The 13515-nt window shown below is 59.5% G+C and carries 14 protein-coding genes; 8 read left to right on the top strand and 6 right to left on the bottom strand.

The window, feature by feature from the left end:
• Positions 1–19: 19 nt before the first annotated feature.
• From glmM to ACT3HL_RS03555, 3 genes are all read left to right on the top strand, one after another.
• A complete protein-coding gene (glmM, locus tag ACT3HL_RS03565; RefSeq protein ID WP_445085437.1) occupies positions 20–1384 on the top strand; it encodes a phosphoglucosamine mutase in 1365 nt (454 codons plus the stop codon).
• Between the two features lie 60 nt (positions 1385–1444).
• Complete coding sequence (locus ACT3HL_RS03560) at positions 1445–1705, top strand: HalOD1 output domain-containing protein (RefSeq protein ID WP_445085436.1); 261 nt, start codon at positions 1445–1447, stop codon at positions 1703–1705.
• A gap of 1154 nt (positions 1706–2859) precedes the next feature.
• Complete coding sequence (locus ACT3HL_RS03555; protein WP_445085435.1) at positions 2860–3522, top strand: MBL fold metallo-hydrolase; 663 nt, start codon at positions 2860–2862, stop codon at positions 3520–3522.
• Between the two features lie 74 nt (positions 3523–3596).
• Here ACT3HL_RS03555 and ACT3HL_RS03550 read toward each other — a convergent pair whose 3' ends face one another.
• Positions 3597–4004, bottom strand: a complete 408-nt coding sequence (locus tag ACT3HL_RS03550; RefSeq protein ID WP_445085434.1) for a nuclear transport factor 2 family protein — start codon at positions 4002–4004, stop codon at positions 3597–3599.
• Positions 4005–4113: 109 nt separating this feature from the next.
• Here ACT3HL_RS03550 and ACT3HL_RS03545 point away from each other — a divergent pair, with 109 nt between their 5' ends.
• Entirely contained in the window at positions 4114–4524 is a 411-nt protein-coding gene (locus ACT3HL_RS03545) for a nuclear transport factor 2 family protein (RefSeq protein ID WP_445085433.1), read from the top strand.
• Between the two features lie 152 nt (positions 4525–4676).
• Positions 4677–5582, top strand: coding sequence for a dihydrodipicolinate synthase family protein (locus tag ACT3HL_RS03540; RefSeq protein ID WP_445085432.1), 906 nt, complete (start codon positions 4677–4679; stop codon positions 5580–5582).
• Positions 5583–6042: 460 nt separating this feature from the next.
• On the opposite strand, the gene ACT3HL_RS03535 is transcribed toward ACT3HL_RS03540, so the two are convergent.
• The 3 genes from ACT3HL_RS03535 to ACT3HL_RS03525 form a co-directional block, all read right to left on the bottom strand.
• The gene (locus ACT3HL_RS03535; RefSeq protein ID WP_445085431.1) at positions 6043–6375 is read right to left on the bottom strand and encodes an AzlD domain-containing protein; all 333 of its coding nucleotides are present in this window, start codon (positions 6373–6375) and stop codon (positions 6043–6045) included.
• Positions 6372–7067, bottom strand: coding sequence for an AzlC family ABC transporter permease (locus ACT3HL_RS03530; protein ID WP_445085430.1), 696 nt, complete (start codon positions 7065–7067; stop codon positions 6372–6374). The genes ACT3HL_RS03535 and ACT3HL_RS03530 overlap by 4 nt, the downstream gene beginning before the upstream one ends.
• Positions 7068–7318: 251 nt before the next feature.
• Positions 7319–7891 carry a MaoC/PaaZ C-terminal domain-containing protein gene (locus tag ACT3HL_RS03525; RefSeq protein ID WP_445085429.1) on the bottom strand — a complete coding sequence of 191 codons (573 nt, stop codon included), beginning with the start codon at positions 7889–7891 and terminating at the stop codon, positions 7319–7321.
• 368 nt (positions 7892–8259) lie between these two features.
• Between ACT3HL_RS03525 and ACT3HL_RS03520 the strand changes: the two genes are divergently transcribed.
• Positions 8260–8547, top strand: a complete 288-nt coding sequence (locus tag ACT3HL_RS03520; RefSeq protein WP_445085428.1) for a hypothetical protein — start codon at positions 8260–8262, stop codon at positions 8545–8547.
• 401 nt (positions 8548–8948) lie between these two features.
• Positions 8949–9542: a flavin reductase gene (locus ACT3HL_RS03515; RefSeq protein ID WP_445085427.1), complete on the top strand. Its 594-nt coding sequence runs from the start codon at positions 8949–8951 to the stop codon at positions 9540–9542.
• An 85-nt stretch (positions 9543–9627) separates the two neighbouring features.
• Here ACT3HL_RS03515 and ACT3HL_RS03510 read toward each other — a convergent pair whose 3' ends face one another.
• Positions 9628–10812 (bottom strand): MFS transporter, encoded by a 1185-nt coding sequence (locus tag ACT3HL_RS03510; RefSeq protein ID WP_445085426.1) that lies wholly within the window; start codon positions 10810–10812, stop codon positions 9628–9630.
• A gap of 350 nt (positions 10813–11162) precedes the next feature.
• Complete coding sequence (locus tag ACT3HL_RS03505) at positions 11163–11840, bottom strand: cyclase family protein (protein WP_445085425.1); 678 nt, start codon at positions 11838–11840, stop codon at positions 11163–11165.
• 385 nt (positions 11841–12225) lie between these two features.
• On the opposite strand from ACT3HL_RS03505, the gene ACT3HL_RS03500 reads away from it, so the two are divergent.
• Entirely contained in the window at positions 12226–13149 is a 924-nt protein-coding gene (locus ACT3HL_RS03500) for an MBL fold metallo-hydrolase (protein ID WP_445085424.1), read from the top strand.
• The last annotated feature ends 366 nt before the right edge of the window (positions 13150–13515 follow it).

Below are 13515 nucleotides of genomic sequence, written 5' to 3'. Positions count from 1 at the left end.
GTCGGCGTAGGTCCGCTCGATGTTCGGGACCAGCGGTATACGCGGACCGGTTGGATCGGCGGTCACGGCCGAGGTCGCACTCTCGGTCGGCCGCGCGCTCGCCTCGACCGGGGCGGAGACGGTGATCGTCGGCCGCGACGCGAGAGAGAGCGGTCGGATGCTTCGCCGGGCGCTCGTCGCCGGCGTGACCGAGTGCGGCAGCGACGTCGTCGACGTCGGCGTCGAACCCACGCCGACGATCTCCCGGTACGTCGGCGCGGTCGGCGCCGACGCCGGCGTGGCGATCACCGCCTCGCACAACCCCCCCGAGGACAACGGGATCAAACTCTGGTCGCCCAGCGGGCAGGCGTTCGATGAGGCGCGAACGGCGGCGATCGTCGAGGCGATCGACGCCGAGGCGTTCGACCTCGCCGACTGGGAGAGCGTCGGCGCGCGAACGGCGGCGGACGACGCCCGCGAGCGACACGCGAGCGCGCTGAAGGCGTCGCTGTCGGCCGCGGGCGCGGGGAGCACACCGGCGTCGGACTCCTCGATCGCGGACCTCTCGGTCGTCGTCGACCTCGGGAACGGGACCGGCCGCGTCACCGCAGACGTGCTCGACGGGGTCGGCTGCGACGTCGAGACGCTGAACGGCCAGCGCGACGGCGGCTTTCCCGGGCGGCCGAGCGAGCCGACAGCGGCGAACTGCCAGACCGCGTGCGCGCTCGTCGGGGCGACGGACGCGGACCTCGGGATCGCCCACGACGGCGACGCAGATCGGATGCTCGCGATCGACGAGCGGGGGCGGTTCGTCTCCGGCGACGCGCTGCTCGCGCTCTTCGCCCGTCGAGAAGCGGGTCCCGGCGATCGGGTCGCCGTCCCGGTCGATACCTCGCTCGCCGTCGCGGACGCGCTCGCCGGGCGGGACGCCGAGGTCGTCTACACGCGCGTGGGCGACGTTTTCGTCGCGGAGCGCGCCGCGGAGCCGGACGTCGTCTTCGGTGGGGAGCCGAGCGGCGCGTGGATCTGGCCCGACCAGACGCTGTGTCCCGACGGCCCGCTCGCGGCCTGTACGCTGGCCTCGCTCGTCGCGAGCGAGGGACCGCTGTCCGCGCTCGTCGACGACCTGCCGTCGTATCCGATCCGCAGGGAGTCCGTCCGAACCGACGAGAAGGCCGCCGCGATGGACCGCGTTCGCGAGCTCGCCGCGGCGGAGTACGCCTCGTCGACGACGCTCGACGGCGTCCGGATCGACACCGACGAGGGGTGGTTCCTCGTCCGCTCGAGCGGGACGGAGCCGCTGGTTCGGATCACCGCCGAGGCGCGCGCGGAGGCGGACGCCGAGTCGCTCTTCGAGGCGGCGCGGTCGCTCGTCGACCGCGGGATCGACGCGGCGAACGGGTGACCGAGGCCCGGTCGCCGACTAGCCACTTAACCGTGAGCCGCTCGTACTACCCGTGTTCAGATGGACAGCGCAGCCCCGGGCGACCACCCCCAGTTCGGCGACCTCCTCGTCGAGATCATCGAGACGCTGGAGGCGGCCGGGCTCGACTCGAGCCAGTACCAGTTGCACGATTCGATCGATCTCGACGCGTTGGAGCGGATCCTCGCCTCTTCGAACGGCGAGGTCTCGGTGCGGTTCTCCGTCGAGGGGATCCGCCTCGCGGTGACCTCAGCGGGCGTCGACGTCGTCAACGACGACCGCACCGACGTCAACGGTCGATAGCGGGTCGAAACATCGCACAACGCCCGCGATATCGGACCCAGCGCCTCGATCCTGACCGTGTCGTCGTCGTCATACGAGATGGAATCGACCTCGATGGGGAGCGGCAGATTCGGATGAGCGATCCCACGCGTGAACGCCTCTGGCGCCGACGACGTCCCCGTGGCTCCCTCCGCGACCCATACTGCGACCTCGGCAGCGAGCTACTCGGTGAAGCACTCCGTTTCCTCGATCAGGACCGGGGCAGTCGTCTGCGCTGGGGAGACGCCTATAGATCCGGCGATCCACTAGGTTCGGGTTGGTGATGCCCTTTTGAGTCCCGTGACAGACGGTCGACCCAGAACTAATAAATATAAATACAAAAAATAAAGTAACAATATTTTAAATCGGTAATAAACGAATCGAGCAGAGGCTGTGAGTCCTCAATAGCTTCAGTTGTGCTTCCGACACCGCAAATTCTAACTCGATCTGTCCGGGACTAGCGCGGCGGAGAGTGCTTGGCACATCAAGCGCCCAGAACACGCTATACCTATCTTTCACATCCGTATCTGAATCCCCCGGTCGCGGTAACTAGCGCGTGAATTGTGATGGTCGCCGAACGCTTCGAGCCAATGTTTCTCAGCCGCTCTCGAGACGCTGCTGATAATGTATGTTATTGTATACTATTACTGTTCCACCTCAAAAATTAACGTTCAATAGTAGTCCGGGGTCACGTTGCGAATCGCCTGAAATCGATAGCCGCCTTCTGCAAGAACTGGGCCTATAGTCGCGTTTGCAACTGATTGCCCATCCGACCGCACGACGGCGTGCGGTCGAGTGTGTCAAAACTTGCAAACGCGACTATAGATAGTGCATTATGATCATCTGTTCGTCAACGGCAAACCGATACGCAGAAATTGTCGATATGAGCTTTATATCGGTTGTATGCGCCGAGTTGTGAATAGCAACGTGACTTCGGTCCATCCCAGACCTCCGGGTGAATTCACTCACTTCGCGCAGAATATATCCCGGACAAGCGACAAGCCAATTCACGTGTTGCGTTCGCCGAGGCGTTCGAATCCGCCTCACTCTGAAATCGAACGCCTCGTCCTCGAACGGAACACGACCAGCACCGCCGGGTGAGCTTTTTTACCGGTGCCCGCGCAGACTCTCCTAGTATGGACTCCAAACCGATCCGATCACTGGACCTGCTTCGTCCCCAGAATCCCGACGAGGCCAGGCCGCAGACGAACGAACCGGTAACCGTGCATATTCTCGACGGCGAGGAGACGGTGCTTTTCGGCACGGGATTCGACTCCGGCCTCGAGACGCTCACCGCGGCCCTCGACGCGTACGGCGGCCCGGACGTCATCGTGGTCGAACACGGTGATCCCGACCACTACGCAGCGCTCCCGTCACTGCTGGAGCGATACGATGCCACGGTGGCGATTCCCTCGCAGGATGCGCAGGCCCTCGAGGGTATCGGTGTGACCCCGGACGTCAAACTGGGTCACGACGAACACCACTGGGGCGTCAGGACGGTTCACGTCCCCGGCCATACGCCCGGCAATATGTCTTTTCTCCACGAACCAAGCGACACGCTGATCGTCGGCGATACGTTCGTTCACCGGAACAGCTTTGCCGCCGCGCCGGGCGAGTGGTCGGGTCGGTTCGCTCCGATCAAACCCGAACTCAATGCCGATGATCGCCAGGCGCGCGAAAACATCGCAACGCTGCGGGGGTATCCGTTCGACACGGCGGTGACGACGCACGGTCTCAACGTCTTCGAAGGCGCAGCGGCGGATCTCGAAGCGCTCCTTGCGGATCTCAACCTGGCATAGCGCCGTAGCCGACCGCGACGCCGTCGAACGACGCTCGGGCCGCGGAATGGAACGGTCGCAACCGCTCTCCGAGGTTATCCCGACAGTTTCTCGGTGGCGCTCCGGCCCGCGACTAATTCGGCTATCTTCCACTCATCGTCGACGCGCCGGAACGTCGCCTCGTACTGGCCCACGCCGAAGTACAGGGGCTCATCCGGCGGCTGGTACGTGATAATGTAGTACCACCTCCCCTCGGCGTCGTCGCCGTCGACGCTGATGACGGGATTCATCGACAGGTGGGCGACGAAGTCCCACTTGTCCGCGACGGTTTCGACGATCTCCTTCCGTTCGTCGTCGGTTTCGGCAACGCCCGTCGATCCGGCGACAAACCTGCCGTCATCGGTGAAGAGCTCCACGAAGTCGTCGGCTCGGCCCTCATCAAGTGCAAAGCAGTACTCGTGTAACAGCTGCTGGATCGCCAGCAGGTCTTCGCTGGATGACATGGGAGAAACTATGTCACCGAATAGAAATAGCTACCGGTCAGCGGAGCGCCCTCGCCGCTCGGCACGCAGAACCAATACAATTTAACTGCCGTCTCGAAGTTCGATACCTATGAACGGAACCGCAGACGACCTGCTCGCGATTCAGCGACTCCACCACCGGTATTTGTACTGCTTGGATGCCGGTCGGATCGACGAATTCGTCGATCTGTTCCACGAGGACGCCACGCTCGCCCTCAGTTCGGGCGACCGTTCCGGCCACGACGACCTTCGAACGTTCATTCGAGACCGGTCCGAGCGGGACCTCGGCGAATCTGTTCACATGGCGGCGAACCCGGTTGTCTCCATAGACGGGACCGAGGCGGAGGGGCGTTGGTACTACGTGGTCGCAAAGCGGTTCGACGACGGGTCGGGTGAACTGGGATTCGGGACACACGAATCGACCTACCGTTCGGCGGATGGAACGTGGAAGATCGACACGATGTCTGCCTCACGACTACAGACCGTCGAATTCGACAGCTAACAGTCGCCAGAACGGGATCTGGTCGCCGTTCTCTGCGGGGGCCGCGTCACTCCCCACCGACGACACGTCCGTCTGCCCCGAACGTGATCTCCGACTCCGTTCCGTCGAGGGGCATCCATACTTTCTTGTCAGACGCCCGCTCACGGAGCAGTATGGAAGAGCTCGGCGACCCAGGATTGATCGTTCCACCGATGACTCCGTTCACCGCGGACGGAGACATCGACTACGACGCGTACGAAGCGCAGATTGAATACATCGTCACCGAATCGGGCGCAACGGCTGTTCCACTGATGGCCGTCGAAGCGCAGGAGTACCGTTGCCTCGACTTCGAGACTCGACAGGAAGCAATTCGACGGGGTGCGGAGGCCATCGACGGACGGGTTCCAGTCGTAGTCGGTGCGTCGGCTGATAGCGTCGACCTCGCCATCGACGTCGGACGGGTCGCGGCCGAGGTCGACGCCGCTGCGTTGCAACTGCTTATTCCGCGCCGTCCCCAAGGGGGCGACCAGCCGATTGAGGAACTCATCGCGTTCTTCGAGCGAGTTTCAGAAGCGCTCGGCCTTCCAATCGTCGCCTACCACAACCCTGGGCCGGGTGCCGACCTCTCAACCGATGAGATGGTCGAGCTCGCTCGTTCGGAGGCCGTTATCGCCTTCAAAGAAAGCTCACGGAACCTTCGCCACGTTTCAAACCTGATCGAACGGATCGATCGGGCGGGTCTCGCGAACTACTACACGACGATGGAGATGCTCTTGGTTACGTTGCAACTGGGCGGCTCGGGTGCCACGATGCCGGCTCCTCCCGCTGAAATCGCCGCCGAAATACTGCAGGCAGTGCAGGCGGGTGCGATTGAGCGAGCGGCGGACCACCAGCGGAAATTCGCCGAGTTTCCGGGGCCCTTCCTCCACAACGGCTTCCCGACCGTAATGAAAGCCGCACTGGATCACGTGGGTGTCGACGGCGGCCTCCCGTATCCCCCGGCCGACCCGATGGACGAAGCGGAGCGAGTCGAACTGGGCAGGGAACTCGACGAGATGGGACTCGAGAGCGGTCCGTGACCGGTACCGTATCCTGATATCTCAAATGTGGGGAACCCCTCGTCTCGACTGCTACAACGGTGATCCGGTGAAAAGACGACCCAAGAGTTGCCCCTATAGTAGCGTTTGCAAGTCATTACACACTCGATCACCCGACTGCGTGCGATCGGCTGTGCAAGCTGTTGCAAACGCTACTATAGAAGGGGTCTTTTGAATCGCCCCTGTCGAGGAGTCGGCGGTTATTCGGTCGCAATCGGGTGCAAACGATCGTAGCGTCGTCGAACAGATCAATGTCATCGCGGTGATCGAATCGAACGGGCGTGAGGGGTGTACCAACTGTACGGCGGCAACGAACGCTGCCGCCATCGCTTTTGGTCGGGAAAACTGGTGGCCACGTTTGATCAAACGCCCACCAACTACAGAGGGCGTGGCCCTGATCCGAATACCGACTGGTGCACCGAATGGCGGTCTCTCGTTGGGATCAAACCCATAGAAGCCCCCAGAGTACGATCATCCCTACGCTGACGGTGAGGATCATACTTTCGGTGTACCACGCGACGACGAACGCGACGAGACCAGCGAATAGCCGGGGGTTCCCAAGAGCGGCCAGACCCGACCCATCCGCCGGTACCAGATTCGGCGCGATAAGCGCGGCCAGCACCACGGCGGGGATGAACGGCAACACTCGTTTGAGCCATGCGGGGAGTCCACCCAGTTTGTTGATGCTCAGGAGGAACGAAGACCGGAGCGCGAATGTGGCTAGGCTCAAACACACAACCATCAGCCATACGGTCTCGGATTCGATGGCGGTCACCGCGACCACCCCGGCAATTTCCCTTCCGCCAGCAGACCGACGCCGGTCCCGCAGAGAACTGCCACCAGCAAGCCGGTGTTAAATGGCAAGGAGGCGCCGATAACGGCAAACCCACCGGAACTGATTGCGGCCACCCCCGTCGCTTTGCCTTTGATCTGCGGTGCCAGTAGGGAGATGAAAATCAGGGGAATGGCGAAATCGACGTGGAACCCGTCTCCGATGACTTGGCCCACCTGCGCACCGGCCAGCGTCGACAGTGCGAGAACCACGATGAACGGGAGGCTGGCACCGAGAAAGTACCAGCCACGGTGGCGTTCGTCGGGATCAGTATCGGCGTATCTGGCCTCCGCAAGCGCGTAATTGATATCAAATAACGGAAACGATATCGCGGCACGCCAGTAGCGCGGAAGGTGGCGGACTTTCGGCGCGAGCGACGCGCTGAAGAGAACGTATCTGAGGTTGATCAGAAGCACCGTCGCGACGACTACCTGCAGGCCGGTTCCCGACTGTAGCAGCTCTACGGCGGCCAACTGTGCAGTCGCCGCGAAGGTGAACACCGACATTGCTGTCGCCGCGATCGGCGTGATCCCTGCTTGCACTGCCGTCGCACCGAATAGCATTCCGAACGGTATATTCGGCGGTAACGCGGGCGCAGCGTCCCGTATACCAGCAGTAAATTCAGAGCGGTCCATCAACCGTCACCGGGACTTCGACGAACATAAACGTAGGGCATTTGATCTTCGGTGAAACCGTCGTGGAAACCTTTGATACGAGGATCGGCTGATCGGATTTATCGAGTCGAAATACGTCGATAGTGACTGTTAGCGCTCCTACCAGTGTTTTTTGAGAAGATATCACAGATAGTAGCGTTTGCAACTGAGTGCGCATTCGATCGCACGCAGTCGTGCCATCAGATGCGTGAACACTTGCAAACGATATTATATTAGTCCGCGAGATCCTCGGGTTGCGTTCCGATCTCCCCAATCCACCCGACGGGCTTAGCGGCCGACGGCTGTGCGAACTCTCGCTTCAACACCATTGGTGTTCGCTCTAGCGACAGCACCAACTCGTCATCCTGATTAAACGCCCGGAGTTCTGTCGTTATGATCCCGACGTGATCTCGGGATTCACTTTCTCGTTTATCTATAACTTCACTTTCGGAGAATATGGTGTCGCCGTGGAAGACTGGGCTATGATGACGAATATCGTCGTACCCGAGGTTAGCCGTGGCGTTTGCAGAGATGTCGATTACACTCATTCCAACAGCGAGTGCGATCACGAACGTACCGTCCACAAGTCGTTCCCCGAACTCGGTTTCCGACGCGTACGCCTCGTTGAAATGCATCGGATTCTGGTTCATCGTTAGATTGGTGAACCAGACGTTATCCGTCTCAGTCACCGTCCGTCCGTAGGGATGCTTGTATATGTCTCCGATTTCGAAATCTTCGTAAAACCGACCTTGCCAACCGGTTACGAGGCGTCTGTCAGAACCGTCAGATGCGTCTTTAGTTCCCATATTCCAGTGACAATACGTTGGGGTACGGTCAAGAATGTTTTCACCGAACAAGGGGTAGTGGTTATAGTAGCGTTTGCAACTGATTGCGCATTCGATCGCACGCAGTCGTGCGATCAGATGAGCGAAGACTTGCAAACGCTACTATAGTTAGGAGTATTGAGCCAAGCAGCACATGCTTGGAGCCACTTTTCGGCGGTTTTCTGCTCAACGTGGCTGACGCAGTTTGAAACGAAGACGTTCTTCGTTTGACTTCGCGGAGAATCAGTTCGATGACGTTCCGATTTCACCCTATCGTAGCGGGGATATTTACCCGCGATCCAACGACCATCGGGTAGACCATCGCGTTTACCCGCGTCTTCGCCGTCTCGATGCTGTTTTTCGGCATTTTCTTCCCGCTCGCGGGCACGTTACGCGGTTCGGGTGACACCCGGACGCCGTTTTACGCCAGATTCGTCGGGGTGTTCCTCTTTTTGCTCGGGTTCTCGTTCGTCGCCGGTATTATCTTGGGGTACGGGCTTCCGGGAGTCTATGCGGGACTTTTCCTCACGCACGTCTGCTGGGCGGACATCGGAACTGCCGGGTTTCTCTGGGGCGATTGGGCCGACACAACTGCGACGATGATAGCGGAGCGGTCGAACGCTTCCCCAAACGAGTGACGATCCGTTTCCCCGCTATCTGTCCACCGGACTCGCGAACGAAATCGGTCGGTCGTCCCGTTCGGGAGGCTGTCGAAAGAAGGTATGAGACATCTCGAAGCAGCCGACGGAGGCCGTCTCTGCTACCCGTACGTCGCCGTGATCGGTACGGATTCGCTTCCCCACACAACTTCTCACCTCCGGAACGGTATATAGTAGCGTTTGCAACTAATTGCGCATCCGATCGTACGCGGTCGTGCGATCAAGTGAGCGAAGACTTGCAAACGCTACTATAGCTACGGTTGGGACCGTGTTGGTCGGTACGGTCAGGAAAACCGGTCAGTTTTAGCCACAGAACACGTCACACTGAAACCGATGCGTCGACAGATCAGAACGCACGGTTCTCGAACGGGGCGTTTCAGATGAAAGAGCACGACCCGAGGGAACTGGAAGAACGGGAAATCGCGAGAATCATAAAAACCGCGGTCACGCCGCGGCCGATCGCTTGGATCAGCACGACCAGCGAGACGGATGTCGATAATCTAGCGCCGTTCAGTTCGTATACCTACGTCGGCTCCAGTCATCCAGTCGTGGTATTCAACACACCGACTGAATCCGCCGGCGGACTGAAAGATACCGCCCGGAACACACTCGAGACCGAAGAGTTCGCTGTTAACGTCGTCACAACCGCTACCCTCGAGAAAATGGACACCACGGCGGCGAACCTTCCCCGAGACGAGAGCGAATTCGATCTCGTCGAACTCGACCGGGCGCCGTGTCGACGAATCGGTCCACCTAGGGTCGCAGACGCCGCTGTCACCATGGAATGTACTCTCTACGACACGGTGACCGTTCACGACCGACTGATGATCTTGGGCGAAGTGCAGTACTTCCACGTCTCGGAGGAGGGAATGAAAAACGGACAGATCGACTCAAGAGAGCTCGACACAGTCGGTCGCCTCGGCGGTCCGCACTACACCCAGTCGAGTCCGATCGAATTCGAGCGCCAGTTCTGAAAGAGGGGTCGAGGCCGCACCTCGGCACGCACGGGTCACGTGCTCTTCGTGGTCGAGGCCAAGACGAGGGGCGCTAACTCGAGTATCACGATCGGAGTTCGATGCTCGTGACAATGCCGGCGCCGATAACCAGACACGCAACGAGGGTGATAAACGAGGCCGTGTAGCTTTCGATCTCCGCGATGAATCCGACGTAGGCGGGGCCGAGGGCGCCGAATCCGATATAGAACGACCGTATAGCGCCGAGGTCCCCACCCATGCTCCCGTCCGGGAACAGGTCCATCAGGAACGCTTGCATCACCGGTGGGAACGACATCAACCCGGTCGCGAAGACACCGATGGCGAGAAATATCAGTGGTGTCGTCGATGCCACAATCAGTCCCACGAGACCAACGATACCGATCAGGAGGGCGCCGACCGCTGTAATTGCGCGACCGACCCTGTCGCCAACGAGTCCCGCGAGTGGTTTGATGATCGAACCGATGACAAAATACAGTGCGAAGCCAGCGCTCGCCAGACCGACCGAGAAGTTTTTCTCGACCTGTAGCAGCGTCGGTAAAAACATCGTGGTACTCTGCCAAGTAAACGCGAACATAGCGTAGGCTGCAAGGAGCCACCGCAATCGTGCGTTCCCGAGTAGCCGCCAACCGGTGGACCTGACATCGAGAGAGATCATCCCGACGGTGTATTCCTCGCGGCTCCAGACGTGGATCGCCAGTAGTGTCCCGGCAAGCAGAATGACTATGGGGAGAAATGCCGCCTGCCACGTCGCGAGGGCGACCGCCGCCACTGCAAGACCAGCCGCGGACGCATTCCCGATATCTCCCGACGCGGTGTGGAGACCGAATGCCTGCCCGCGACGAGCAACGAAGAGATCCGAGGTCAACGCTCGAGCGGCTGTCGGATAGAGCCCCGCACCGACACCGATGACGGCGAGTCCGAACAGGAATGCCCCGTAGGAGGTGGTAACTAAGAGAACAAGAAATCCGATGACGAGCGGAATAATTCCGGCTGCGAGAACCGTTTTTCGCGAGAGCCGGTCCGACAGTCGACCACTTGGATACTGGAACAGGGCGTAGAGACCCCACATCATCGAAAGCGCTACGCCGGCTTGCGCCGATGATATTCCAAAGTCACTGGTGATATTCGGTAACAATGGCGGGATGAGCTGCCGTCCCATCTGAACGAGCAACCACCCGAACGAGACCGTCAAGAACAACCGTCCCGAATATCCGCTGATCAATCGTTCCTTCCCTACAGCCTTATTCACAGTGACTTCTCACCGACTGCCGGCTTGGTGGTACCTCTTGCGGCAAAGAAGGGCAGTAACCAGTACTTCCTAAATGGTTGCCTCACAACTGCCACCGGACAGATGACGTGAAGCGGACACTTCTATCGAAGGTAACTGCAGATAATGAACGGATTATCACACAAGTGGGAGATCGAGTGCCGAGGCGGTTGTCGATAAGTTCCCCTCGGAGGAGGTACACGCTTCTGCGTAGACATCATACCGTCCGAGCTAGCAAAAGTCATCGGAGAGGAGATGTATTGTGACCGTCCCCGTTTGACACACCGGTCGCCTCGAATATCGATAGGAGGGGAGCACTCGTGTTCGGATACCTACCGAGACGGTTTCGACGCCATCGCCCGAACCGGGGCGCCGTCAGCGTCTCCGAGTTTAATTGGCGCCACGAGGAGCGTTACGGTTTCTCCGACGAGATCCGCGGTATTTGAGAGGTTCTCCAGGATGATCACGTCGTCATCGAGGAGCGTCGTGTGAATGGGGTAATCGAAGCCTTCGGGTCGCTCGCTCGGTGGCATATCCGGCGTCAGGAAATCCATTCCCACGAGGTCGACGCCCTGTTCCACAAACCACTCTGCGAGGTCCGGGGTGAAATACGGATGTTCGTGATAGGTCTCCGTTTTGGCGTGGTCCTCCCAGCCGGCTCGAACGATAACGGCGTCGCCGGAATCGAGGTCCTTGAGAGCCGGCGCCACATCGTCCACATCGATCGCTTGGAGCGGATCAGCGTCCACGGCTACGACGTGGGCTGTCGTGACGAACCTGTCGACCGCCAGCTCGTCGATCGGGTCCCCATCCGCGATCGCGTGGGATGGCGCGTCTACGTGCGTTCCGATGTGGGTCGTCAGGCAATAGTTGGTCACTTGAAGAGACGTTTCGCTCTGCTCGCTGACTCGTTCAAACTCCGGACAGGGGAGGACCGGCATTTTCGGCACGGTGGGATCGACGGTAATTGAAAGATCTATCCATTCCTGTGTATCGAGACTGTCTACCATATCCCTCAAATTACTCTAGCCCGTGAAAAGTCTATCCCGACGCGGTTGCTCTGTGTTCTCATCTGTTCTCTTTCCCAACAGGAAATGAAAGACTCGCGTGCGAACTTCACAGCGGTTTCCAGTCAGCCGATGGGATCTGGTATAGAACCGGACTGCAGTGATTCTGCCATAGAATCGTTCAGAAACGGCAATCCGGCGTTGATACACGACGCTTCGGATCGAGAAGATGATATCGGTCTCGGGTATCCTGCTCAAGCCTTGACACCGCCGCAGTAGCCCGACTTCGGAACGATGCAGGGGGGGACTCGTTTGCGTCGCTCTATAGTAGCGACGTCGCCGACACACAGATATCGAATACGACGATCGGTCATCGTTCTCGCTCACGGTGAACCACGGGGAGACCGTCACCGATATTACCGATATAAATCGGGCGCGAACGATAAACGCGCTGGGAGAAGCAGCACGTGACCCCTCGAGGACAGACTTTGACACGGAGCTCGACGTTCCCGGCCACGTCCCCCGAGCAGCTCTGAACCTTCTTGATGATCGGCCAGGTCACGCTGAGTTCGGCGCCGATCACCCACCGCTACTCACAACGACGAGTAGACGCCTGCTCAGGATCCGATCGACAGAAAGTACAATATACTCCGCGATAATGTATCGATTGATGCCAGACGTGACAGAAGTTCGTGACGGAATCTATGACATAACAGCCGTAGAAATGGATGACGGAAGGCGTTACCGGGCATATCTGGTCGACGGCCCGACTCCGACCCTGTTCGACACTGGGTTCGACGATAGTGTTGAGAGTCTAATCGCCGGTATCGAGGAAACCGGTGTGGTCCCGGAACGACTCGTGATTACCCACGCTGACGGCGACCACATCGGTGGAGTAGCGGGCATCGTCGATGAGTTCGATCCCCAAGTGTTGGCGTCCGAACAGTCCGACCTCGACGGCTTTGACGCCGACCGGCGGTACGACGATGGGGATCACATCGGGGATTTCGAGGCGCTTCACTTGCCGGGACACAAACCCGACAGTTACGGCTTCGTGAACGAAGATGCGGGGGTCGTTATCTCAGGCGACATCGTCAGCGGATCCGACCAGCGCGGTCTCCCGGCGGGGTACCCCATTCTACCCCCCGGACCGTACAGTACTGACCTGATCGGCCTCGAAAAGAACCTAGAACGACTTCTCGAGTACTCCTTCGACACGATACTGGTCTATCACGGATCCTCCATCCTCGATGATGCACACGAGCGACTCGATAACTTCGTCAACTTTCCCGGAAAGCCCGTCGACGACTGACCGGCGGTAGGGTTCTCCCGTTGGGAGCACACACTCGCTGAGGGATGTTGGTTCGACATATTCGAACCGTGTGAGTCGGTGCCGCATCGGTCCATACTTATTTTCCGTTACATACTGGTGGTAATAACACGTGTACGACTGTCATATCGATGTGTTTCGCGTCGCGCTCGGACGGCGGTGGATCGTATTTGATCGAACATCTATAGTAGCGTTTGCAACTGATTGCACAGGCGACCGCAATTCGTTTCAGGCAATGCGACCGTTTTCGAGCAATAGGCGGCTTTCAGGTCTCGGCTTGAAAACTCGTGTGCTGACCCACTTGTGCTTAATTGGAGTGATGAGAATTGATGGACACTCGATCGAGGT

The sequence above is a fragment of the Halobellus sp. GM3 genome (assembly GCF_052545375.1).
Note: the sequence above shows the minus strand (reverse complement) of the source record. Positions and strands in the feature narration are given on the sequence as shown.

Excerpts from the sequence above, each read along its gene's own strand:
- ACT3HL_RS03525 (WP_445085429.1), bottom strand. The coding sequence starts at position 7,891 with ATGGGAACTAAAGACGCATCTGACGGTTCTGACAGACGCCTCGTAACC.
- ACT3HL_RS03545 (WP_445085433.1), top strand. The coding sequence starts at position 4,114 with ATGAACGGAACCGCAGACGACCTGCTCGCGATTCAGCGACTCCACCAC.
- ACT3HL_RS03505 (WP_445085425.1), bottom strand. The coding sequence starts at position 11,840 with ATGGTAGACAGTCTCGATACACAGGAATGGATAGATCTTTCAATTACC.
- ACT3HL_RS03515 (WP_445085427.1), top strand. The coding sequence starts at position 8,949 with ATGAAAGAGCACGACCCGAGGGAACTGGAAGAACGGGAAATCGCGAGA.
- ACT3HL_RS03540 (WP_445085432.1), top strand. The coding sequence starts at position 4,677 with ATGGAAGAGCTCGGCGACCCAGGATTGATCGTTCCACCGATGACTCCG.
- ACT3HL_RS03520 (WP_445085428.1), top strand. The coding sequence starts at position 8,260 with ATGCTGTTTTTCGGCATTTTCTTCCCGCTCGCGGGCACGTTACGCGGT.
- ACT3HL_RS03550 (WP_445085434.1), bottom strand. The coding sequence starts at position 4,004 with ATGTCATCCAGCGAAGACCTGCTGGCGATCCAGCAGCTGTTACACGAG.
- ACT3HL_RS03560 (WP_445085436.1), top strand. The coding sequence starts at position 1,445 with ATGGACAGCGCAGCCCCGGGCGACCACCCCCAGTTCGGCGACCTCCTC.
- ACT3HL_RS03555 (WP_445085435.1), top strand. The coding sequence starts at position 2,860 with ATGGACTCCAAACCGATCCGATCACTGGACCTGCTTCGTCCCCAGAAT.
- glmM (WP_445085437.1), top strand. The coding sequence starts at position 20 with ATGTTCGGGACCAGCGGTATACGCGGACCGGTTGGATCGGCGGTCACG.
- ACT3HL_RS03530 (WP_445085430.1), bottom strand. The coding sequence starts at position 7,067 with ATGGACCGCTCTGAATTTACTGCTGGTATACGGGACGCTGCGCCCGCG.